Origin of the sequence: Limihaloglobus sulfuriphilus (assembly GCF_001999965.1) — a bacterium.
Classification (GTDB): Bacteria; Planctomycetota; Phycisphaerae; order Sedimentisphaerales; family Sedimentisphaeraceae; genus Limihaloglobus; species Limihaloglobus sulfuriphilus.
Window position 1 is genome coordinate 1805879 of sequence record NZ_CP019646.1, and the last position, 25992, is coordinate 1831870.

Below are 25992 nucleotides of genomic sequence, written 5' to 3' on the forward strand. Positions count from 1 at the left end.
GATTATTCTATGAAACGCAGAGATTTTTTAAAACTTTCGATAGCGGCCGGAACCGGCTTGATCGCATCATGCGGCACATTACAAAAGAGAAATTCTGTAAACTCAAAACCGAATATTATCTTTATCCTCACAGACGATCAGGGCTGGGGGGATTTGGCTTCATACGGTCACCCATACCTTAAGACACCAAATATAGACCGATTAGCCGAAGAAGGCACCAGATTCACGCAGTTTTATGTAAACGCCACGGTCTGCGCACCAAGCAGAGTGGCGTTTATGACCGGCCGGTACCCGGCAAGAAACAATGTTCATCACATCTACCTCAAAGAGGATTTTAACATTGAACACGGAGTCCCTGACTATCTTGACCATGACGCTTTTACTCTCGCAGATCTAATGAAAAAAGCAGGCTACACAACGGGGCATATCGGCAAATGGCATCTTGAAGGAAGAGATATAAAAAGCCCGCCTTCAAATTACGGTTTTGATGAATGGCTGGTGACACATGATGCATCCGCCAGCCCCTCTTATATAAAGCGTTTCAATTCGACAAAACACCATGTAACCCTCGCAAGCCACTGGATCGTTGATGATGCTCTTGATTTCATAGAGAGACATAAAAACTCAGACACGCCCTTCTATCTGAACCTTTGGACGCTTGTCCCGCATGGCCTTTTACAGCCGACAGACGAAGAACTCTCTGAATATAAATACCTCAAAGCCGACCCTGAGGATTTCAAATCATGGATGAACGAATACGGACACAAGGCAAAAGATTTCACAGAACAGATGAAAGTTTACTGCGCTTCAATGACCAGTACAGACAAGGCTTTAGGCAGACTGCTCGATTATCTTGACGAAAACGGCCTGTCTGATAATACGCTGATAGTCTTTACCTCTGATAACGGGCCGGAGGATTATCACGTTGGTGATTCTGCCAACGCAGGTGTTGGCAGCCCAGGGCTTAGCCGGGGACGAAAACGCAGCATCTACGAAGGCGGCATAAAGGTTCCCTGCATAGTCAGATGGCCGCGGAAGATTCCCCGCGGCAGGGTCGCTGATAATGTCTGGACAGGCGTTGACCTGATGCCTACTCTGGCATCTTTGACCAATACAGAACCAGCCGACACCACGCAGCTTGACGGCGAAGACGTCAGCGATATATGGCTCGGCTCTGACCGCAAGCGAAATAGGGAGATATACTGGGAATGGAAATACGAGGTTGTGGGCAATCAGGATTATAATCCGCCGCAGCTGGCAATTCGTGACGGCGACTGGAAACTTCTTTGTAATCCTGACGGGAGCAGTGTTGAGCTGTACAACATACCCAAAGACCAGGCCGAGAAAAATAATATCGCGGCCAAATACCCGGAAATCACAAATAAACTCAAAGAAAAACTTTTAGACTGGAAGAAAACCATTCCCGAACGATTTGAACGGTCAGAATAACCGGAATCTTCTAAAATTGCAATTATTCATTGAGCACGGCATTGGCACAGATTGCATAATGCCCGCGAAAATCCGCGCTGTATTCTTTTAAAACCTTCTCGCCAAGACCCTTATGGTCACTGCACTGGTACAGGCTTCTGGCCAGCAGTATCTCACGCAGATTTAAATTTCTTATCTCTTTGCTGCCGAAATATCTGGAGTTAAACTCATCAAGCTCTGACTTATCATTAAGAGCGTACCCTCTAATGCCTTCTTTTTGAAGAAGAGAATAAAGAAGCGGCGCCAGTTTTTTGTCCTCAAAGCTGCTGCAGGCCCTCGCAAGGGCGCAGAAATGCGAGAAATCACTGGAAGCATCAAGAGTCTTCGCTCTGGCAATAATGGCATCAATAGCTTTTGTATTCTTAGAATATCCCATCGCGATTATATAATTGTCAAGTTTGCTGAACGTGCTTCCGAACTGTCCTCCTGCCGTAAAGTTCCAACCTGGATCCCAGGCTGTATTATCCACCTTTTCAATCAAAGTATCAATTCCCGTATCATCACCAAGCATAGCAAGAACATGAGCATATTTAAGCCTATTATCATTACTTTTTGACTCATTCCAGGCCTTTCGCAGCAGTGGTATGCTTCTTTGCGGGTCGCTAATCAGCAGCTCAACTCGCTTATATTCATCTCTCACATCATTGACAGCCTCTTTAATTGCGTTTTGCGGCAGCGGAAAACTATCCTGCTGAGAAATAATATCCCGCGGCAAAGCTCCGATTTCAACCATCTGCTTCTGAATTTTATGAACATCAATGTCCGAGGGCAGCACCCCACTCTTAACGGCTAATACAGCGGCACAGCCCGCGGCATAACCGTGATTCTGAACATCAGGCTGCATTCGTAATATCGGCACGGCGTCGCGGTGGGCACTTATACCCAGACCTGTTACGATTATCCCCTCAAGGCCAACGGGCAGCATACAGCGATAGGGTACATTGGCGTATATGAAATCGCCGTGTTCCGGCGTTTTTAGATTGAACAATGGATGCGTTGTATAGCCATGAGTGTCAAAATTGCTGTAAACGCGGGCAACAGTATCAGGATAAGTCCTCTGATTGTAGATATCAACCGGACTTATAATAAAACGCCCCTGGATTCGCCTCCGCTCACGCGTATCAATGAGCTGTGCAATATCATAGCTGCCTTTGAATTTTTTCCTTGCAGAAACGTGCATACGCCATACATCAAGCATATCACCGTCATCCACAAAACTGTAATCTGTATTGGTGTAACGTGCACCAAGCGTCCGCGGCGGCAGACCCGTGCCCTGAACCTCTACGGTATCTGCATCGGTATAAATAGTCGAGGCGCCGGCAGCCGCGGCGATGTCGCTGTTGCCTGTAGAATCAATCACTACATCTGCCTTAACCGCCACCCTGCCGTACGGTGTTGCTGCGATCACACCTTTGACATGACCATTTTCAACCAGTGCCCCGCAGCCGATGGCACCAAACCAGATATCACATTTGTTTTTTCGAAGCTGCCTTCGATACCATTCTTTTTTCAGCTCTATGTCCCAGGGCGTGCCAAGGCCTTCGTTATCTATCTGGTAATCATAACCGCCAAGTTCGGCCATTCCGCGGTCTATTTCCTCGGTAAAGCCTTTCCTTATACCAAGACAATAACGCCCGATCAAACCGCTCGTCCCTACACCGCCTAAACCATCAAGGTATTCAACGACAAGGGTCTTAGCTCCATTTCTCGACGCGGCGATAGCCGCCGGCGCACCGCTGGTACCGCCGCCAATCACAACAACATCATAACCATCGACAAGTTTGAGCTTTACATTTTCTGACACAACCGTTTTGAATTGCTGATCAAATGTCCTTGGCCCGTTGAGAAACTCCTTTACATCAACTCTTAGAGCCTCATCAGAGGCTTTACTCTCATTCCCGTTAAAAACCGAGATACTATTTAAATCTATCGACCGGGCCGCTCCTTCCGCCTCAGCAGCGATTCTCATACCGAGCCTCTCACCAATCTCAAATTGCGCAACGCTATCATCACAAAATTCGGCAGACTGAATAACATAGAGATTGTCAATACCGGCGGGCATAAGACTTTTAAATTCATCATTACCCTGCATAAGGGGCCGGGAGAAAGGAAAGCCGGATAGACATTCAGACGCATCTACCTGTCCCCGCAGCCATGTCATATCCCTTGCCAGCTGTTCAGCGAGGCAGTATTGTGTAAAACTATCTTCCGCAACATTGATATCAAACATATACCGCACGGCGTTGTATTTCTGTTCTATCTTTTGAGGCATTACGACATGAGCTATATCGCTTTTTACGCCTTCGCCTCCAATCACTACCCGGTCACAGCTCACCCTGCCGCCGGCAAAAGGCTCAAACTCTGCTCCGGCAAGCCTGGCAACAACTGAAGTTTGTGAAACATCAATTAGAGTATCGGCAATAACAGCCTGCCTCCCGGCACGATTTGAAAAAACGACTCCGCAAAGCCTCCCGCGGCTGTCTTTTAAAACTTCTGTGGGATAACATCCGTAAAGAAAATCCACGCCGTTTTCCAATAACAGGTTATCAAGAGCATATTTCACATCTAACGGCCTTAAAGCTCTATTGAGGGCATCATCAGCCGAACTGTTTGTTTCAACCGTTATTTCACCAAGCAGCATCCTGCCGGCATTTGATGGCTTGTGAATGTGAAGTTTCAGAAAGCGGGCCCGAAAATTATTGTCTATTCCAAGCTCGACCCTGTCTGTATTACCGGAAATCTGTTTATTGACCACCCTGGAAATATCTTCCCAATCTTCGCCGTTAATGCTCGCGGAAAGATCATAACCGGATGTCACAAAATCCCCTGATCTCTGATAAGCATACAGGCATACATTGCTTACCTGCTCAATATCATCAAGGTCAATATTGATCACAACACTTGAATTGTATTGAACCGAATCCTTAGCCGGGTCTCCGTAAGAAAAATCATTAAGCAATGACGGCACAGGTGTATCAGGATGCCTGCTGCTCGATTCAAAACTTGCTGTGTACTTATAGCTGCATCCTGCATAAAGATCTAAACCAGATTGAAATACTGTTTTGCTTAACTCAGTGCGGGGCCGGCTTTTAGTCCAGAGATTTCGACTGCGGCATATATCAGCGCCGAGATACGGTCTTTCAGAGGCTAAAAAAACTCTCGCCCCGTTAGCCGCTGCCTGAGTTGCTGCTGCTGCACCTGTCGAACTGCCGCCAACCACAAGCAAATCAACTTCTTTAATAACAGGTATTTCGCGCCTTGATTCTTTGATATAAATTGAATCAGCCCATGCCCCGGAAAAGGCGCAAACACAGAATAAAAATAAAACTGACCTTTTAAGCATACTTATTGCCTTAATTGTATATTAAAACCTCTTTTATGATTCCTCTGAAAGGTGCGTTTCTGCCGCCGGTTTCAAGCTCCGCCTGGCATCCTACAAAAAAATCATAATTATCCGGCTTGCTCGTCAGATCGACATTTAAAACACTGCTTACATCAAGCTCGCCGTCAACATAAATATCAATACGGTTAAAGGCCTTATCATAAGATACAGAGGCTGTATGCCATTGGCCGTCATTTACAATAATATTGCCGGGCACCGTCCCAACCCAGCCGCAATCAAAAAAAACTTTACCGTTCTTGACGACAAACTGCTTGCACCCCGGCTCCCAGACAGTATTAAGACGTGACCAGATGGTATTAGTCCCGGTGTGGGTTGTCTTGAAAGACGCCTCAACAGTGAAATCTTTTAAAAAATCCAGATTGCTGCCTGGAGCATCCTTTGATATTGAAAAAAAAGCGGTATCAGAAAATAAAAAACCATCATCAGTCCAGCTCTCTTCGCCGGTCAGGCTCAAATCTCCTCCGCCCATGACATTTGAATAACAGAGCTGCCCGCTTCCGCCGGCAAAATCCCATGCTGCCGCTATTATCTGCGGATTATAGGAAAGCCAGTTGCCGGCCAGGCTGTACAGATCGTCAAAGACCAGAAAATGTCCATCAAAAAGTTCAACATCTTCGTGCCAGTTATCATAATCGGATACAAACACAGCATAATCCACATTGTCTGTCCGAAGGCCGTTACCAAAGCTCATTGCCCCGCCGCCGATCTTCTTAACAACAAGATTATCGATATAAAACGTTGAATTTCCGATAAGTGACTTTATTGAAACCGTTTCAAGAGAATCCGGTTTAAACGGCATATTTACAACTTCATCACAAACATTTGAGCTGAAGTCACTTAAAGATATCCGGCATTTGCCGTCGCTGCTTCTGCCGACATTGAAAGTCAGATTCAGTTTATACCATTTACCATGCTGCGTCGAAGCGAGTATAGTTTGACCTACTTTCAGATTGCCTTCGCTGTCCAGTACAATTTCACCACGGTCAGCAGAGTCAGTAAAAGCGAATTCTATCGCGGCAGAGGCTTCCCGATAATAATCACATGAAAAGCGAACTGTTCCGTTATAGATTATCGGATCATACATATCATAGACAAAACCCGCCTGCTCGCCTCCGGTCGATACTGCCTTGACCGCATAGGTTCCGGTGCCGGCTTTATCATCACTTACTGTTACTGCGGGGCCGGTTACTTCTGCACCCTTCGGCCTGTTGCCCGGCACATTATACTCGAATCCGCTTGCAAATCCGTCCTTTGAGAAGGCCACTGTGCGTGTAGTCATTCTTGAGCTTATAAACTCCTCGTAGAAAAGCGGCTGAGATTTTTCCGTATTGTATTGAGATGGCAGGCTTTTCCAGCTTTGACCACCAGTAAGGCCCGCAAGAGAGGTATCTATCGGATCAAATTCTATCTCGGCATAGAGAGAATCCTCTTTGAAGCTGAAATCACCTTTCGCCGGGTCAGTAAACATCGGGTCTGTCACATATGAGTTACTGTCAAAACCCGTCTCACTCTTCCATTGTTCAAAACTAATTCTGTCTGTAACAGTGCTTCCATCAGGGCTTGGTTTCTGGAACAGAACCGGCTTACCGCCCTGCCTCCAGTAGATATTATTGTCGCACTCAATAAACCAGGATGGAGAAATATGATCGTAGTTATCGCTGTAAGGATTTCCAAAGTAGTAATAAAATATATTATTCGTGATCCTCGCGTCAGCCCTGTGCCCGAACATGAATGGTGCCTTGCCGTAGGCGGAAGCAAAGATATTGTTCCGCAGAGTTATATCACGGCAGTAGTTTACACCAAGACAATACGCTCCTACTTCATATACCACATTATTCTGATATGTTACACCTTTTGTATTCTCATCGGGATAAAGGCCCTTGCCGCTGCCCTCCATCCAGCAAAAGATATCGTGAATGTGATTGTTATTGACGGTGGTATTGAGATTTTCACCAACAGTATATATGCCGCCAAGATCGCTTGATATATTCAGCCCTATATGGTGGATATGATTGAAACTTATATTATTGTCATGAGAATAGCTTGTAGAAGTATCCCAGTTCCAGCCTATCTGGATACCAGACTGTTTAAAATATGAAATCTCATTGTTAGTTACAGTATTCCCGTCCGACTGGCCGATAATCATACCCATACCCGACTGAACAACCTGGCCGCCGTGATGAATATAATTGTTATGTATAGTGTTGCTTCCCGTACGTCCATAATCGCCCGGGCTGTAACCGGCATTAGTATGCACTCTTTCACCGATGTATATGCCGCCCGCGCCGACATCGTATATATGGCATTTTTCAATCCTGTTATTCGTGCAGCCGCGGCCCAGCTGTATTCCGTGCGTTCCGTTGCGAGAGATTTCACAGCCGATTATATTGACATACCTGGCTCCGTCGATCTGTACACAAGCAGGGTGGTTTGCCGCACCCTGATTAGACCGGTAACCGCTTGACTGGCCTCGTCCAAGCGGCGGAGCGGCGTAATGCCGGAATGCTAAACCTTCAAGACTGACATACTCCACAAACTGATTTGCGTCGGGGTTGCCTGTAATCTCTAAGGCTCTCTGCGTAACAGGTGCAACCGCCGTCATAGAACTTAAGTCCTCATCGGCAAACGGGATAACCTTTAACAATCCGGTATTTCGGTCCATGTACCATTCCCCTGATGTGTCCATTGCATCGGGAGCGTTCTCGACAAAATAACGCTTTACTATTCCGCCTGCAGTTATCTCCTCGTTGGGATTCAGCCCCCAGAGTACGTGGCTTTCCGTATAACCCTCTTTAGATGCGGGAGTAACGCTTCCCAGAACAACTGTCTGCACTTCCCAGAGCGAAAAAACCTGAAGATTTATATCTCCATCGGAAAGACCGGGCCACATCTTCAAATCGTAGTCATGATAATTAAAATGATGACACTGCCAATAGTTTTCCCAGTACTCATCAAGCCCATCGGGTTTTTCGGGAATACCCGCAACATAAAAATAACCGGTATTGGGGCTCTTTGCCAGTGTATAACGTTTATCGCCGACCCAGAGCTGTCTGAAAAGCCATTTATGATCCTGGGCTTGTGCAACAGTCGCGGAATAATAATTCTCACCCGAGACATTTGTTAACTCCGGCAGTTCCCTGCCGCCGGAAAAGACAGGTTGTTCATCTGCGTAGGCCTTGTATGTAACAGGATAATTTTCTGAGCCCGAATCGTACCAAAAAAGCTGAAAGGTTGCCGATTCATAATACACGCCGCCGCGTACCTGAACCTCAACGGGTGACTGCATACTGCCGCCCCACTGATCCCACTTGAGACTGCGAACCTTGTCCCTCGCCGCTGTAAGAGTGGCAAACGGCCCATCAGTCCCTGCTGCGTTAGGCTCCGGTAGAGTCCCGCTCCAGCTGTTGCTGCCGTTTGTAGAAACATAGAAAACAACCGGCTCTGCGAGAGAAGCCGAAAGCAACAAAAGACATGAAAACAAGCTCAAAAATAAAATATTTTTATACATAAAACGCCTTATCTAAAAAACAAGGCGGCCAATTGACCGCCTTGCGTCAGGATCTAGTAAAAAGAATAAACTATTCAATCTCTGCGAAAATTTCATAGAAATAATCATCGCAGCTGTCTGCCGGTATTCGGTTGCAGCCAAGCCAGTTGCCGGCTATCACCGCAAAATCTCTTAAATCAATCTGGCAATCGCCGTAAGCATCGCCGGCAAGTCCGCCGCCTTCACACTGAGGTACGGTTATTGTCAGCGTATCGACAAATAGCCAGCGGGCAGGTTCAAACTGCGGAACTGTCAGCTCAACTGCCGCGACCGCGTCAAGTCCGGCGGTCTGAGCAGCGAACGGAACAATCCAGCGGTACCAGACCTTCACATCGAACTGACCGTCGTCACTTAAGATATCACCGGGTGTGTATGTCGATGAAATGATCGTTCCACCCTGCTCGTCAAGAAGAGTGATGGTCAACGGTGCGCAGTTTACCAAGCCATCTGCCTCATGGAAAATGCTTAATGTCATGTTCGCGGCCTTGGAAAAGTCCAGTGGAGATTCAAAAGTCTTTATAAACGAAGACGCTCCGTCAGGACCATACGGAATATTAGCAAATGCAGGGTTGTTATACGGGGCATTCGGACGGCTCAGCCATGCAATGTCATAGCCGCTGCCGGCTTGCTGAACCCATGCAGCCCTAATCGCATCATTGCTTCCGTAGTCAAACCTGTCGAGCCATTCATCGCCGGTAGTCTGGAAACTGGAAACCGCCGAATCAAATTCCTGACCATCGATGACCGCGGCAACCTTCCAGTAATACCACCTGTACAGATCAAGGGCGTTGGCTGCAAAGCTCAGTGATGTCTCTGTTGTAGAGAAAGGTGTTACGCTGTCGAGGCCTCCAAGCTCATCAGAGATATAAACATTAAAGCTGTCAACATCGGAATCCTCTGTCCAGCTGAGAGTTACGAAAGTGCTTATACCGGTCGAGTCATCCGCGGGCAGAAGTCCGTAAGGCTTTGCACCCTGTGTCTGGAAACTCCAGGTATCACCTATGATCCCGTCTCCGTCAACAGCCCAGTAATAAACACTGTCGCCGTCAACTGTCACCTCCGCGCTGTTTGCCGCGGCAGCAATCGGAGTTACACTTCTATTGGTAATCTCATCTTCCACAGTGCTTATATACACGCTGTAACCTGCGGAATAACCCTCATAAGAGTCGTCCCAGCTCAGTGTTACACTGCCCGGCACAACCGCCGCCTGGCCGTTATAAGGCGAAGGACTGGTCGGCTTCTCTAAGGTCTGATAAATACGGACATTACGAAGGCCGCCGTTTAACAGCTGGTAACCGACAGAATGGTAGCCAAGGACAAGCTCTGTTCTTTGCAGGCTGTTGGACAGGTTAATGCCAGTTCCGCCCTCGTAGTAGTGGACACCTGTATCCTCCACACCATCTATCGACATTCCTACCTGGTTTGTACCGGCATCGTAGCTGATTTCAACGCTGTACCAGTCATCACCGATAACACCGTCACCATCCTTATCACAGTCACCTAAATAGATGTTTCCAGTAGCCACGCCGCCTGAGTGCTGCTGCATAACGATATAACCGTTCTGTTTAAGAATATTCCAGGCACCGGCTCCCCAGCCTATAGTGTCATTACTCAACAAACCGCCGTTGCCGCCGGTCCAGAAATCAAAAGTCACCCTGAAGTCTTTACTGAAATCAATAGGAAAGACATCGTACGAGGCCTGAAAAGTCTGGGTTCCGGCAAATCTGAACCATGTACCGTTTTCATCGGTAGTCCAGTTTTCCCCGCCGTTGAGAATGGCATCTGTCATCATATACGAACCTGGTGAGCAAAAGGCGGTACCTCCGCTGCCTTCATTGATAAGCCATTCACCGATAAGCTGCTCACCGGCAAAACATATTCCGCTGATAAGAATAGCCGTTATTGTAAACAATTTAAATTTCATTGTTTTATCTCCATTGTGTATTATTGTTCTATACTAACCGATTTCACTCTACATCTGCCTGAAAGAAGTACGTAAAGCAGCTTTCGGCAGGTATTCTGTTACATTCCAGCCAGTTTTCCGCCATGATGGCAAAATCACGGATATCTATAACGCAATCTCCGTAAACATCACCCGCAATAGCACCGCTGCAATACGGGGTTCTCAGGGTAATGGTATCGATTCGAAGATCGCCGGCAACAGACTGCCCGGGAACTGAAATCGTCATCTTTTTAACCTGATCAGCGTTGGGAGCATCGGCAAGTGAAATATAAACCCAGTGCCACTCGCCTTCTACACTGCCGCCTTCGGGAGTTATAAAATCATCAACTGAGTCAACAGTCTTTTCAGCTATAACGCCTCCGGATTCGTCCTGGAGTTTAAAGTTAAACGATTCGGGGTTATCACCCTGTACCGCGGACTTGTATAGGAACTCAAAAGCAATAGCCGGTACGCCTGTAAAATCGATAGCTGTTTCGTATGTCCTGCTGTAGGTAACATCCGATGTACCGAATGGTACAACTAATGCGTACCTGCTGAATTCCGGCCCTACATCAAGCTCGTTGGTCTGATAAACAGGGCAGGTCCAGACTTCACGAACATCTGCTGCCGTTGCATAAGCATTGAAATCTTCAAGAGTCTCAACACCGCCTGTCCTGAACCACCTGACAGAAGAAAAATACTCGCTGCCGTCTCTGACAACTCCCAGCTTCCAGTAATAAGTCCTGTGCAGCTCCAGCGTACCCGGATCAAAAGATATTTCCGTACCGCCGGCTGTGAAACTTACAGGTACAGCAGTATCAAGCTCTGCCTGTGAGTTTGCGATATAGAAATTGTAGGTGTCCGCCTCAATATCAACATTCCAGCCAAACTGGGTAAAGATGCTTAAGCCCTCGGAACCGGTCACGGGCGTAAGATTAACGGCATAATTGCCAACCGTTGTAAAATTCCAGGTATCACCTGAAAGCCCCTCCCAGAGAACCTGTTCAGTTACGCCGTCTTCGGGATCAGGATCGTAGAAGCAGTCAACCGCCCAGTAGTAGGTTGTATCACCCAGAAGCGTGTAATCAATACTGTTCTGGGATGCATATGATGCCACCTTTGCACTTGCGTCACGGTTATCAACCAACTCCTCATCTGTACTGATGTAAACATCATACCATGTAACGGCCGCATCAGGGCTGTTCCAGCTAAGAGTCTGGGTACCCGCCGCGTTTCCAAAACTATTGATTTCAGGTGACGGGTTATACGCAACGTTAACCACACGGTAAACACGGACATTCTTGATCCAGCCTTCAAAAAACTGATAATTGCTGTGGTTGCCGATCCAGATATGACCGGAGTTGTCAGGAGTGCCGTTTTTAAACGGGCTCGTTTCAAACTCGTTTATTTCTTTGCCGTCAACATTGCAGTATATCGTATCAGTATCAGAAACATACCACATATCAATGCTGTGCCAGAAAAAATCGTTAACAATCGTCGTACCGGGCCCGTAAGTCCCTACACCGTAACCATTTCCTGTAATAACACCATTGTTTAAGGCCATGAACCAGTCGCCCGACTGCCAGCCGCTGCCGGCTCTTCTGCTGAAAAACGGCCTCCAGCCGGTTGCAGCTGTTGCAACATCAAGTGTGATCCGGAAATCTTTGGTAAAATCATACGGATAAACTGCATTGGCAATATCAAGATAATCCGCCCCGTCCGCATCATCAGCGACTCCATCAAAGTAGAAACCTCCATAACCGGAGTCATAAGAAGCGCCGTTAACGACTGCGTCGTAGCCGTAACCTGAGGTGTCGGGGAAAACACCGCCTGAATCGGCACTATCAAGCAGCCACTCTCCTATCAGCTCTTCTGCCGCCATCGCTGGACATACGGCGAAAAGAACCATGCAAAACATATAAAAAGAAACTCTGAATGCTTTCATTACATAACACCTTTCTAAAAACATCATTTATATCTCGTATCAGCAACCATTTACTGATTTTTTATTTTACATCAAAACCTTTAAAGCCGTTATTAGTCCAGTCGAGATTCTTCAACCCTCCAAACGTCTGGTTGTCAGGGTCACCATTCTGGACTGAGCGGGGTTCCATTTTCTCCAGCGGCACCCATTCGGCATGACCGTCAAGAAAACCCGCCTGGTGTCCATTGCCCTTTTCGTTTGTCGCGTGAACCATGACATCGTTATAAATATAGTTGCTGCCTGTAACTATTGGAGCATTGTGACAGCTGAAAGGGATCAGCTTGGAAGGATATCTTGACTCACTTATTCTCCAGGATTTTGGCTTATTTGGGCTTCCCCACTGCAGCTGATATATACGCCCGGTTCGCTGATCAAAATCCGTGTACATTTTCAAGTTATAATAATAGCTGAAATCCACCATAGGAGCACCCTTGTCGTTTAGGGGGTAACGCGGTTCTACCTGGAAGTACTGCATGGAATAGTTAAAGGGAGTGCCCTTCTGCAGCTGTCTCTGAAACCAGTTATAAGTAGAGCCCGGCTTGTTTTTATCACCTGGGCAATGCATGTTTTCCTGATCCAGGGCCCCGTATTCCATCAGCATACCCCACACGTTGAGCAGACCGAAATAAGGATAATAACCCCTTACAGGAAAATAGTTTGCTGACATGTTCGGCGGACGGTTATATTCAATAACCGGCATTTTGTCATCAAAAGATGCCGCATAAGCCTGAAACGAAAGCCCGGTACCCCTCATATTCGCAAGACACACGGTTTTCTGGGCCTGCTTTCTGACACGGCCAAGTGCCGGCAGGAGTATAGCCATAAGCATGGCTATTATGGAGATTACTACCAACAATTCGATTAGTGTAAAAGCGCGTTTTTTCCTCATTTTATAATACCTCATATAATTTTACTTTTTAAACATACTTGTTATTTTTTTACAGGTCCTGTGGAACCTCTTTGTATCAGCTCACCTTCAAGACGGAAAGTTTTTTCACTGATGTCTTTCCCGTCAATCATATCTATAAGTATTTCGGCTGCGGTAAAACCGATTTCGCGGAGCGGCTGCGCATAGACCGTAACAGGCGGATTCAGATGTGCCGCTAAAGGCTCATCATCAATACATATAAGGCTGATATCGTCGGGAACCTTTAAACCATGGTCATGAATGGCTTTTAGAGCGCCAAACACAAAGTGAAAATACAACAGGAAAACGGCTGTTGGCCTCTGCTTCTGCAGAAGAAGCCTGTTCATTGGAGCATATCCAAGGCTTTCGTAATAAGACGGCCCAGGATGTTCGCCAGCGGTGAAAAGTGCCCCTTCCTGGACATAATCCGGAGGGGCCGGCAGCCCTGCTTTACATAATGCCATCTGATAACCCTCTTTTCGTTTCTGCATCTCACGTAAAAGCGGACGTACTGAAGAATCGTACGTTATATGGGCAATCCGTTCGTGGCCAAGCTCAATCAAATGATTTGTCGCATCGAAGCCGGCCTTCTCCTGGTCCATCTTTACACACGGAAAACGTACATCCAAATCGCTCCTGTCAACAAGAACAAGAGGAAAATCATCCGGCACCATCTCTTCCAATATCTGGAGGTTTTCTTTGTGTTCGCCAACACGAACAACAGCACCTGAACAATTTGCATGAGTCAGATTCTTAATCAGTTTTTTCTCTGTTTCTGAGCTGTAATCACTGTTAAGCAGGCTCAGCATCATTTTATGTTCTCTGCAGGCCACATCAACACCCCGCATTATTTCAGCGGCCAGAAACGACTCGATTTCATCTGCCATAAACGCAATCGAATGAATTTTGGGCAATAACAAATCAGAGGAATCCTGAGACGGACGGCTTATACGAACACTGCCAAACCTCGGACGTCTTTCAACGTAACCCTCGGCTGACAACTCGGTTAAAGCTCTTTCGGCAGCGTAAACACTGGTACCAAGATTATTGGATATTACACGTATCTTAGGAAGTTTTTGACCTTCCTTGAATTGCGTGAGAATATAATCTTTTACCATCTCACGACCATTAGTGCTTTCTGTAGCTTGAGATGTAGACATTTACTTAACCTAAACAATAAAACAATATTTACATAAAATCTTATATTTGATTTTACAATAAACCCGCAACAATGTCAAACAATAATGCTATTTTTCACAAATTTATGCGATTATTCAATTAACAAGGCTAAATAAATACTCATTATTTGTATTATTGACAATATTTTACCTGTCAACATCTAAACATTAATAAGATCGCTGCAAACTTGCAAATTGCCCCTGTACTATCAAATACACAAGCTCAAACAATCTACGCATACAAGTTTTGCATTAGCTTCACGCTTCAAAAGCACAAACGCAAACTTCACACAGACCAAATATTTGCGGCGAAGTGAAATCTGACACATCATCAATTATACCTGCCCTATTGCTTGGCGGACCTTGAGACAAAGCCCGTGTCAGACTCGTCTCTTTTGAGCTCTTTAAGCGTTGAGAATAAGTGCCCGAGGTCTTTGATTCCTCCTACGCAGAACCAGATGGTTGTACCTATGCCGACAGTTACGATAACAGTTACATGGATTTTCCAGAAAGTCATCCATGATTCAATCGCGACATCTGTTGAAAGATTGATTATAACGCCGGCTATAAAAACTGTAAACCACACAGCACACCACGAAAGTTTAAAATAGTATATGAGCTTATCAGAAAAACTGAACTCGCTGCTTGGCAGCAGTGCCCTTATCCCGACAGCCGGCTTAGTTACGCCTCGGGCATGGTCATCTTTTACGGCGTAGTCTCCCCTGTGAAGCAGCTTCTCAAGGTTATAAGCGGGACGTTTGAATACAATCCCGTCAATCAGTGACACAAGTACGTAACCGGCTATTGCAGAGAGAATTGTGAAGAAGAATATCCACTGGCTGTTTATGGGGAACTCATCCGGGCCTACTACCCAGTTGGCGCCTGGGATTCTGGCCGCGACGCCCTCTATGACAAATTTCAGATTTGCAAGAAGTGCGGGGGCAGAACTATCCAGCCAGGGATATATCTGAGGAACCCACATCTGGCGAAGAACCATACTGCCGATTGAAATAACCAGGCCTATAACAAGTGCACTGTACGCGCCTGCGGAGGTACCTCTTTTCCAGTACAGCCCGCCTATCATTAAAGAACCCGCCCCGCCGACAAATATTGAGGCAGTGATGGATAAAAACATCAGGATGTATTCCTTCTGGCTGAAGAGAAGGCTGAATAGGAACACAAAGACAGCGACAAATAAAACAGAAAACTTCAGCAGAATCATGTGCTGCTTTTTACTGAACGGCTCCCTGCGGAACGGCATTATGATATCCTGGATAAAGATACTGCCCCATGAATGAAGATAAGTGCTGTATGTGGAGATACATGCCATGAGCATAACCGAAACGAACAGGCCCATTATACCCCTTGGGAACAATTTGCTGAGCACTACAGGAACTGTCAGCTGTCTTCTTATCGTATCATCGCTGATATTCGAAAGCGCCGCCCTTGCCGGCTCAGCAATACTGGAAAAAGCGGTATTATGCATCACTACATAAGCTCCAACAGGCAGAATCATCAGCAAGAGCGTTAAGATAAGCCCTCTCCACTCGCCGAGCATACTGCCGAGCTTTGCCTCATGAGCATTTTTCGCAGAAGCCGCGTAGCCTTGAGCCCCCTGCCAGGCGTTTCTTACATAAAACAGTGAGACAGCGGTTATTATAAAGAAAGAAGGGTTGAAATCTTTGATTTTCTCGGTTTTGAATGGATTTATCATGGACGAATCAACCGGGGCATCCTTTAGCGTATCAAAAACAATATCCCAGTTGAACCTGTAGAAGAAAAACCCCGCCATTATAATGAGAACTATATTGGTAAAAAGCCCCTGAACAAAATCTGTTACCATAATAGTCACCTGGCCGCCTGTGAAGACAAAAAGCAGCCCGACAGACAGAAGTATAAGCATTATTAAAGGAAAAGTATCTATCGGCAGATAGGGTATCTCAGTAGGCAGGCCGCAGAAATGGATCAGAAAACGGGCTCCCACCGCGGGAAAGATACCGAAGTTGAGTATTCCTGAGAACCACCCCAACATGCCGGCAAAAATCCTGACCCCCCTGCTGTATCTGCGTTCAAACAACTCGGCAACGGTATATGCCCTTGTCTCTCGAAATCTGTATGTCACCCAGCCTGAAACGGTTATCAGCAAAAGCAGCGGCGAGGTAATCATCGTCCACCAGGAGCCGGTAAAGCCGGCCTGATAATACATCTCAAACATCCCAACGACTGTGATCGCCCCTACGCTTGCGGCTCCCTGTGAAATGCAGAGCAGATACTTGCCGGCTGATCTGCTGGCGGCAAGAAAATCGGATACGCTCTGAACATATCTGGTAGTATATCGAGCTACAAAAACTATAAACAGCAGTGCTGCTGAGACTATAAGCCAGTCGTAAAAACTGAGATTCATCTAAGACCTTTCTTGATACTGTTGGACTTGTTTGAAAAAAACTAGAACAAAACTATGCGGATTCTCTTGGAATAAGTTTCGGTTTTACCGTTACAACTTTCTGATCAACGCTGCCCTTGTCGATAAGATCGAGAAGCATATTGATCATTTTGCTGCCTACTGCCTCTTCGCGGCCGTCGATAGTAGTAAGTGAGGGGGTTGTCATCGCTGATACCCTGAGATTATCGTATCCTATGACGGCGACATCTTCGGGTACCCTGATAGACCTGGAATGCAGATGCTTCATTAGCATAATCGCCCAGTCATCATTTGAAGCTATTACAGCATCGGCTTTCTTTTCTGATACGAGCTTTTTATAGATGCTCCGCATGTACTCGGGCTGTGGTACAACTTTTTCAGGGCCGACCCAGATAAGCTCCGGATCGAATGCCATCCGTTCATTTGCCAGCCCAAGTTTGTAACCTTCCATACGTTCAATCATGGGCCTGAACTTTTTACCTGCCAGTGCAAGAGCTATTCTTTTTCTTCCTTTTGATGCCAGGTAATGAACCGCCTGTATGATACCGTCGCAATGGTCCATGGTCACGCAATGGGCATCTTCAACTCCGGCCGGCAGGCCCAGATAAACTACGTTTTCTATTCTGGACAAACTCTTTACAATAGAGTTTTTGTCGCCCTGGAGCTCATGCTGAAGGCACAATACGCCCTCAACACTGCGTGAGATGAAGTCATCGACATAATTTTCAGCAATATCAGGGTTCTGAATATGACCGATCATCATCCGATAGCCTCTTTGGTTGGCTATCTGCTCCAGAACAATCAAACGCATCTGCCTCTCTGAAATAAATGACAAAGAAGGCGCAGGCATGAGAATACCTATAACAGAGCTCTTTCCGCCGCGAAGCTCGTAAGCCGCCCTGTTCGGTTTGTAACCCATTTTTTTCGCCGCGTTGAGAATCTCATCAACCTTATCCCTGCTTACCCGCACGGTGCTGTTGTTGAAATTGCCGCTTAAAACTGCCGAAACAAGGGTTTGATGCACGCCTAAAGCGTTCGCGACGTCTATCTGTCTTACACGTTTACCGTTCTTAGCCATAATTTATTATTCTATTCGCTGTAATTTAATTTGCTTCTATCTTTTGGGCAGCTCTAATTCCCGGGGGGTAAACCCTCTGTGCCAGTACAGCTGCCAGATATCCTCAATATTAACATGCATTACAGAACCGTCAACCATTGCTATATTTACAGCCATATCATGACGGTCCATCGCAAAGGTGGCGGTATTGTTGAACCTGCCCGGAAGCAGATCACCCGTTAGGTTGTCCGGTTTAGGATCACTTGTCTGGGGCAGAGCGTGAGTCCACACACAATCGCCGAAAGTCGGTGTTTTGTCCGGATGTTCTACATAGCCCAGAGACCTGTAAGGTTTATCAAACCTGTCAACATAATTTATGTACATCATGCCTTCTTTGTTGAGCCATGCATTCCAGCCGTAACTGCCGGTGTACTCTGCTTCTTCGGTATTGAGCCATGAACCTCTGCTGCCGTGCCATTTATGTTGATAATTTCCGGTATAGGGATAGTCTCTTGTCTTTGTTGCCGAAGGACAGGTGCGAAGCTCGTTAGCTTCTTCTGGATTCATACCGTGATAGGGCATGAGCAGCCCCGTCCAGTATTTTCCGATGGAGAGCTCGTACGGCGGGAAGCGGTCTCCATATTCTGCGATATAAGTCAGATAGCCTATATTCATATCTCTAAGTTTCGCTGAACAGACAACTGAGCGGGCCTGATTCCGGGCTTTATTCAGCGCAGGCATCATTATAGCCATCAGCAAAGCGATAATTGAGATAACAACAAGAAGCTCTATCAGCGTAAATGCTTTAGAACTGTTTTTATTTGAACTGTACATTTCTACCTCGGTAAAAAGGGGTTTGATAGTATTTAAAACTTTGACTGCACGGGGACTAAATCGTCCAGGCGGACAATATCAGAAGTATTGGCAGATTCTTCCGCGGCAAAAACAAGTTTCATTGTCTCAAAGGAATCACGGGCATCGGTCATCGGCGGTTTGCCAAGGGCAACCCTCTGGGCGATATCAATGTCCTGGTCCTCAAGATTATGGACGTATTTGTCATCGTATTTGGAATCCCAGGTAATTTCCTCGACCAGCTCACTTGTCATGCAGAAGTCTGAATCACCAAACTCCCAGCGGCGAATCTGCCTGTCAAAGATGCTTGTTGATGCCGCGCCTTTGGTACCTTCGATAATGTAGCGGTTTTCGTGGCCGTCTCCCATGTGAACGCTTATAAGGTTCTGCAGCGGATCCCTGTCCATTGTGGGTGCAACAGCCATCATAAAACTCAAATGGCTTACCGCACCGTTGGAGAAGCTGTAAGTGGTCTGGTAATTGTCCTTTACCTCGTAATAGGGTATTACGTTGGGGGCACACATTGAGATTACCTTCTCAACCTTATCACCGATCCACCATCTGGGCAGATCAACGTAATGAGAGAGTTTCTCGCCGAACATGCTCCCCCCGTTGGACTCATAGTTTCTCCATGACTTTTTGCCGTGGAACTCGCTGCATATATACTGGCAGTGGGTGCATACAACATCTCCCAGAAGGCCCTGGTCAATCCATTCTTTGATTTTAACAAACATCTTGGAGTATCTAAGCTCAAAGCCTATCTGCAGAAAGCCGCCGAGCCGTTCAGCCGTAAGAACCATCTCTTCGGCATCCTCCAGCGATAAAGCCATCGGTTTTTCACACATTACGGCTTTACCGGCCTCAAGGGCTTTTACCGTAAGCTCTTTGTGAGCATCGTTGGAGGCCTTGACATAAACAAGTTTAACATCATCATCGTCAAGAATATCCTCATAGTTTTCACATACATCTATGCCGTGTTCAGTACGTGCCGCGTCAAGTTTATCACGGTCAATATCATAACCAGCAATACGAGTTACATGGGGAGACTTCCTTAAATGGAGAATAGTTTTAATGCCCATGCTTCCCAATCCTGCTATTGCAACTTTCATTGTTAACCTTTCTTATTTATCTTTTACAAATTCAATAATCATTTATACACAAACATACGCGGCGGAACTGCCGCAAATGCACTTAAAATCGCTATTAGTTCGCTCCTAAAAATTTCTAACAATACAGCCGACATCTCGCGGGCCTATGTTGAGATTGATAAATGCCTTGTTTCCTTCGATACGCGGCGTAATCGGCCGCTCGTTCCAGAGGTCATAATATGTACTGCCGTCAATGTGCTCAACCTCCAGGGCTTCACCGCGAATATGCTCAAAACCGCTGTTAAAGAAAGTCCAGACGTGCTTATCTTCTGACGGAAAGAAGTTGCAGTACAGTTCCGGATCAAGCGTCGGAACAAGAGGCACCGGCGAATCGGAAGTAAACGCATCACTGTGCTGAGTCAAAATAGAATGACATTTCTGTATAACAACCCGAAGCTCTGGAGAAAACCACTCGCCGGCGCCGCCCATAAGCCAGATGCCCTGGCCGTTGTAGAAAACGAGCTTGACACCTTCGAAATCGTCCATAATGGGCCTGTCAACAACCAGAATCTCAAACATCTTGAATTCGGGCAATATAAACCGGCCGATGCTTAGATAACCGTACGAATCTTGAAAACGAGTCTGCCGGATTGCGGTAGTAAAGCTGCCGTCCTGATACTGTGTTCCTACATCAACCGGCATTGATTCGGTATAGACTACCGACTCACGCGGCAGCCTGCTGGTTCTGATTATTTTAGTCAAGACTGCCTCCGCCCTCGCCGGATTTGACGGTAATGGGTGGTGATGAAGCGGGTTGTAGCATTTATAACTCGAAGGGCCAAACCCGAAAGAATCGAGGTAAACCCCGTTAATGCCCAGAAGGTCATTGGCGTTGAGAACACTGCACAAGAGATGGTCCTGCCAGCCTTTAGACAGCGGACACATCTTGTAGCGGCTTCCAAAGGCATCAATATTGAACCCGTCAGCGTTTAGAATCTGAAATTCTCTGCCCTTTGATCTGGAAATCATTGAATTGAGGCTTGTCAGGTATCCCTGAAAATACAGCCCCACAGGTATATCATTATTCTGCAGCGACTGAATCTCAGAGCGGAATTGCTCGTGGCCGCCCAGATAAGACCAGGGAGCATAATCACCGTACATCTCATAAGATGGTGTCCAGCCCCAGTCAAAAAGATGAAGATAATCCACACCGCCAAATGCCTCTATATCAGCCTGAACCATTTCCCAGAGGCAGAGCTCTTTGGTCTCTTTATTGAAAGCACCAGTCTCGACCGGCCAGCCGAAATGCAAAAACTGCTGGCGGAAGTTGAACACCTCTCTAAACCACTGTTTGCGAGGGGCTGCCGGACTGTACCACTCGTGCATGGTTTCTTTGTACTCTTCCAATGCACTATGCCAGTCGCCGGTGTGAGCGCCTATAATTGCCTGCGGCAGAACAAGCTCGGAATCAGCTCCAAGCTCAAGCTCAACGTATTCGCAGCCCATCTCGATTTCATTCAGTTTATCAAGCCAGAAATTTTTAGCCCAATTCTCTGAATCATTAGTATTTATGTAAAGCCCTCCGGACCCGGGATAGAATACATCTATAAACTGAAAAGGTACATAACCCGAATAATCACCTCTTATATAGGTGTTTTCGTTGTTGATTATGGGACTTCTTAAAGGGAAGCAATACCCAAGAGAAGTGCTGTCGCCGCCGGGATTGATATTGGAAATAACGGGAAATTTAACATTGCAGCGGACTTTACGTGATGTATTATTAGTCAGTTTAAGAGTAAAGCCTATCTGCCCTGAGGGCAGAGCGTTTGCAGTTAATTCTGCCTGAGGCAGCCCCTCAACTTCCTCAACCTGGTATATACTGCACGCCGACGAGAGCCACTGAGTATTTGTCAGCTTGTTGGCTATTGAATATACCTGCCCGCCACTGTCGTAGCTGATTGCTAATTTGTCATTGGAAACATTGAGCGGCCCGGACGCGGCGTCAAATGACTTCTGCGGTGATGTACGGCCCGGCTCTGATTTTTCCGGCATTGCAGGCCCGCTCGTAACGGCAAAGACTGCCAGCTGGCCATTTCTTATGTTATCGATAAACCTTATGCTCTCAACCTGGCCGCCGGGGCGGGTATTGATGTAATATACGCCCAGCCCCTTGCTGATCCGGTGGATGCCCGACTGGACTCTGGCAGGAAGGCACCTCTCAACGCTGCCGTCAGAATATACCAGTTCCAGCCTCATCTGATCGGGCTGGGCAATATTATTTCTATCTCCGTAGCCGATAGACGCCCATTCTTCACCAGTAAATCTCGCGCCCATCAGGACATATACCGCCCCAGGGCTGTCATTTATATCTACATTCAGAGTTTCCGTATCTTCAAGGGCGGTTGCAAACACACTCAGAGGATTTCCTGAAACGTTAAACGGAACGCCCGACACTGTAACCTGAGCAGATTCAAAGTCTTGAGAGTAACCTGCAAGCTCAAGCCAGGAAGCGGCAGTCTGATTTGTTTCAAATGGAACAAAACTGTACAAAGGATCGCTTGCGCCCGGCGACAACTCTACTTCATCAGAGACATTTTTTTCAGGCATACTGTCAAAGACAGAAAGCGATACAATTTCCATGTATGCCCCGGACTTATCCGATTGACACTGGACAGCGATTGTATTTATCCTGGCGTCAGGGGGCATTTCTATTATCTCACAATGCCGGCATCCATCATCGATGATATCGCTGAGTTCAATTGTGGCAAGATTTTGCCCTGATGAGTCAACCAAAAACCCATAATCCTGATAAACACGTATATTATGGGCTTTATAAACAATTTTGAGATAGTGAGGAATTTCAGGATCAATCTCTATTGCCGGATAATGCACCCACTTCATGCCCCTGAGCAGCTCATTGACAGTAAAACGGACGCCTTCAACGGTGTTATGCGTATAATCCCGTGAAGGAGTGCCAAGCCATGTGGGACGGGCACTCCACAATTGAGCGTCTGTGCTGTCAAGCGTCCAGACACTGCCGCAGTACGCAGAAGCCGCGGCCAATAGACATAAAACACTTATATATATTTTCAGTTTTGCAGACAAAGATGTTTTCCTGTTATAAGTTTCTTATTTCTGTTTTCTCACAATACAGCCGGCATCCCGCGGACGGATACCCAGAGTCAATACCGCTTTGCCTTCGCGAATCTCAGGCTCTAAGGGCCTGCCGTTCCAGCAGTCATAATATGTGCTGCCCGGCAGATGTTCGACTTCTATCACAGGTGCCTTTATATGTTCAAAGCCAAAGTTGAAAAACGTCCAGACCTGCTCGGTTTCAGACGGAAAATAGTTTGCCGAAACGTCGCTTCTCAAGGTCTCAACCAGCGGAACGGGATTGTCTGTTGTAAAGGCATCTCTATATTTACGTAAAATAGAATGAGTTTTCTTTATAAGCTCTCTTACCTCGGGCGAATACCACTGATGCGCTCCGCCCATCAGCCAAAGGCCCTGACCATTGTAGAATACCAGCTTTATGCCTTCGAAATCATCATGGGTAGGTTTATCAACCACAAGTATCTCGAATATTTTGAAATCCGGTATCACGAAACGTGCCAGACTTGCGCAGCCATACCTTCCGTGAAACCTCATCTGTCTTACCGTAGTGGTAAAGCTGCCGTCCTGATACTGGCTTGTAACGTCTGTCGGAACGGCCTCGGTATATATAACAGATTCCTTAGAAAGAGGACTCTGGCAGCGCAGACGTTTTGTAACCTCCATCTCGGTCAGCACCGAATCTGTCGGTATCTCGTGGCCGTGATCACGGTTGAAGCAGCGGTACTGTTTCGAGAAGCCAAACTGATCAAGGTAGTATCCGTCGGCATTGAGCAGCTCGGATGTTCCAACGACTCTGGAGATAAGGTGGTTCTGCCAGTCCTTCTGCACCGGACACATGTGGAACTTGTCGCCGTATTTAGTGTAGCGTTTCTGATTTGCATCGAGCATACGCCATTCCAATCCGTGCTCAATGCCCACGGCCGATTTCGGACTTGCCAGATAACCTTCAAAATACAGGCCTACAGGTATGCCCATCTGCTGTAATTTAGCTATCTCTGAAGCGAACTGCTCATGTCCGCCTAGATACTCCCACGGCACGTAATCGCCGACCCTGCCGTGCTCCGGCGTCCAGGTCCAGTCAAAAACGTGCAGGTAATCAACTCCGCCGAATGCCTGGATATCTGTCTCAACCATATCGGTGAGCACAAGCTCTTTTGTGTCTTTGTCAAATGCGCCGGTCGGCACCGGCCAGGAATAATGCAGAAACTGCTCCCTGAAATTAAATACTTCTCTGAACCACTGTTTACGACTGACAGCAGGCCTGTACCATTTGGAGAGCGATTTTTTGTAACCCTCAAGGCTCTCGTGCCAGTCTCCATTGTGAACAGCGATGGTCGCCTGAGGGAGAGTGATCGTCTGGCCGGGCTTGAGCAGCAGTTCCTGATATTCACAGCCGATTTCAATATCGGTATCTTTATCCAGCCAGAAACGCTTCTTTTTATTTGAAGAATCATTTGCGTTAATGTACACTCCGCCGCTCTCACTGTGCCAGGCATCTACAAACTGAAAAGGAAAGTATCCCGAATAATCAGATGTAACGTATGTATTCTCATTACTGATGAGATTTGTTCTTCCCGGGAAGAAGTACGAAAGCGCAGATGAGCTGCCGCCGGGGTTAAGCCCGCTCAGAACGGGGAATTTCACACTGAATTTAACATCTTTGGATGTCTTATTGCTAAGTGTCAGTGACACACCAACCTGGCCATCTTCCAGTTCATTTACTTTAATAGAGCCCTCAAGGTCTTTACCGGCTGTGTCCGTCTCGAAGATGTAAGCCGGTTCTTTGAGCCACTGGGCGGCGAGGTCTCTATTGATAATGGAATACAGCCTGCCGTCCGGGTCATACCTTATGTCTATACTTCCGCAGACCTGTCTCATTGAACCGCTGCGTATTTTGGGCCGCGGCGTTATAAAATTATTCGGTTTGCCCTGAGCCGGCAGTTCTATTGATTTGCCTGCTGTCATGGCAAAAACCGCCAGAGAGCCGTTACGGATGTTATCTGTAAATTTAATCTTTGAGACCTGTTTATTATCGGACAAATTCACATAGTAAGCTCCCAGACCCGAGCTGATGCAATGAACGCCGCTTTCGACTCTTGCAGGAAACAGAAAATCCTCGCTGCCGTCCTGGTAGGCTATAACAACGGCTAACTGATCCGGCATGGAGGTCTTATTTCTCTGTCTGTACCCGATAGACGGCGTTTCATCTCCGTTAAAATATCCCCCAAGAAGCAGATAGAGGCATTCGGATTTAAAATTATGCCTCCATTCGATTTGGCCTGTATTTTCGACACCGGTTTCCATATGTTTGACGGGGTTGCCGGAGAGCTTGAAAGGTATGCCTGAGACAGTAACCTCTTCGGAGGGAAATCCGGATTCATAACCGGCTCTTGTGAACCAGTCGCCAGAGGCAATGCTGCCCATTATCGGCAAAAATTCATAACCGGCTGAATCCTCCAATCCTGACAGAATATCAATTTCTTTGTCAAGTAATCTTGCAGGTTTGGCAGAGGTGAATTTTAAATCTTTTATTTCCATAAAACCGCCGCTCCTGTCCACCTGAAGATGCAAATTGACCGCATCCACTGAGCTAATCCCGTCAACAGAGGCCCAGGCAAGATGCCAGCATCCATCGTCGATCAACTCAGTCAGATAAACAGGACTTGCCGCACCCCGTCCAAGAGAAAGGGCATATTCATTCCAGACCGGAATGCTGCGGGCTCTGTACATAAACGAGACATAGCCGGTATCTTCAATATTTATATCGTCCTGAGGGTAATAGACCCACTTCATTCCCATACCAATCTCATCGATAGTAAAGCGGATGCCGTCTATTACCTCCACACTGAAGTGGCGGGCAGAATTGCTGACCCAGCCGGGCCTGCTTTGCCATATCTGGGTATCTCCGGTTTCAACCACCTGTTCACCCATCAGCGGCAAAACAAGAAGAAACGGCATAAATAAAAATTTACAAAAGTTCGGCAGTCTCATTGGCATACCTTTCAAGCTA

The 25992-nt window shown here is 46.7% G+C and carries 13 protein-coding genes; 1 reads left to right on the forward strand and 12 read right to left on the reverse strand.

Annotated features, from left to right (window positions below; all coding sequences use genetic code 11):
• The first annotated feature begins 9 nt into the window (after positions 1-9).
• On the forward strand, positions 10-1449 hold the full coding sequence (locus SMSP2_RS06870; RefSeq protein WP_146683246.1) for a sulfatase family protein: 1440 nt from the start codon (positions 10-12) through the stop codon (positions 1447-1449).
• Positions 1450-1471: 22 nt separating this feature from the next.
• Here the strand turns inward: SMSP2_RS06870 and SMSP2_RS06875 are convergent, their stop codons facing one another.
• The 12 genes from SMSP2_RS06875 to SMSP2_RS06930 all read right to left on the reverse strand — a co-directional run bounded on the left by SMSP2_RS06875 (position 1472) and on the right by SMSP2_RS06930 (position 25973).
• Positions 1472-4831, reverse strand: a complete 3360-nt coding sequence (locus SMSP2_RS06875; protein WP_146683247.1) for an FAD-dependent oxidoreductase — start codon at positions 4829-4831, stop codon at positions 1472-1474.
• 10 nt (positions 4832-4841) lie between these two features.
• Complete coding sequence (locus tag SMSP2_RS06880; protein ID WP_146683248.1) at positions 4842-8399, reverse strand: right-handed parallel beta-helix repeat-containing protein; 3558 nt, start codon at positions 8397-8399, stop codon at positions 4842-4844.
• A gap of 70 nt (positions 8400-8469) precedes the next feature.
• Entirely contained in the window at positions 8470-10362 is a 1893-nt protein-coding gene (locus SMSP2_RS06885) for a fibronectin type III domain-containing protein (RefSeq protein ID WP_146683249.1), read from the reverse strand.
• A 43-nt stretch (positions 10363-10405) separates the two neighbouring features.
• Positions 10406-12325, reverse strand: coding sequence for a hypothetical protein (locus tag SMSP2_RS06890; RefSeq protein ID WP_146683250.1), 1920 nt, complete (start codon positions 12323-12325; stop codon positions 10406-10408).
• 61 nt (positions 12326-12386) lie between these two features.
• On the reverse strand, positions 12387-13253 hold the full coding sequence (locus SMSP2_RS06895; RefSeq protein WP_146683251.1) for a type II secretion system protein: 867 nt from the start codon (positions 13251-13253) through the stop codon (positions 12387-12389).
• Positions 13254-13294: 41 nt separating this feature from the next.
• Complete coding sequence (locus SMSP2_RS06900; protein WP_146683252.1) at positions 13295-14431, reverse strand: substrate-binding domain-containing protein; 1137 nt, start codon at positions 14429-14431, stop codon at positions 13295-13297.
• A 364-nt stretch (positions 14432-14795) separates the two neighbouring features.
• Positions 14796-16853, reverse strand: coding sequence for a sodium:solute symporter family protein (locus tag SMSP2_RS06905; RefSeq protein WP_146683253.1), 2058 nt, complete (start codon positions 16851-16853; stop codon positions 14796-14798).
• A 52-nt stretch (positions 16854-16905) separates the two neighbouring features.
• Complete coding sequence (locus SMSP2_RS06910) at positions 16906-17949, reverse strand: LacI family DNA-binding transcriptional regulator (RefSeq protein WP_146683254.1); 1044 nt, start codon at positions 17947-17949, stop codon at positions 16906-16908.
• A gap of 36 nt (positions 17950-17985) precedes the next feature.
• On the reverse strand, positions 17986-18762 hold the full coding sequence (locus tag SMSP2_RS06915) for a type II secretion system protein (RefSeq protein ID WP_146683255.1): 777 nt from the start codon (positions 18760-18762) through the stop codon (positions 17986-17988).
• A 32-nt stretch (positions 18763-18794) separates the two neighbouring features.
• Positions 18795-19889 carry a Gfo/Idh/MocA family protein gene (locus SMSP2_RS06920; RefSeq protein WP_146683256.1) on the reverse strand — a complete coding sequence of 365 codons (1095 nt, stop codon included), beginning with the start codon at positions 19887-19889 and terminating at the stop codon, positions 18795-18797.
• Positions 19890-19994: 105 nt separating this feature from the next.
• Positions 19995-22973: a DUF6259 domain-containing protein gene (locus SMSP2_RS06925; protein WP_146683257.1), complete on the reverse strand. Its 2979-nt coding sequence runs from the start codon at positions 22971-22973 to the stop codon at positions 19995-19997.
• A 24-nt stretch (positions 22974-22997) separates the two neighbouring features.
• Positions 22998-25973, reverse strand: a complete 2976-nt coding sequence (locus tag SMSP2_RS06930) for a DUF6259 domain-containing protein (protein WP_146683258.1) — start codon at positions 25971-25973, stop codon at positions 22998-23000.
• Positions 25974-25992 lie beyond the last annotated feature (19 nt).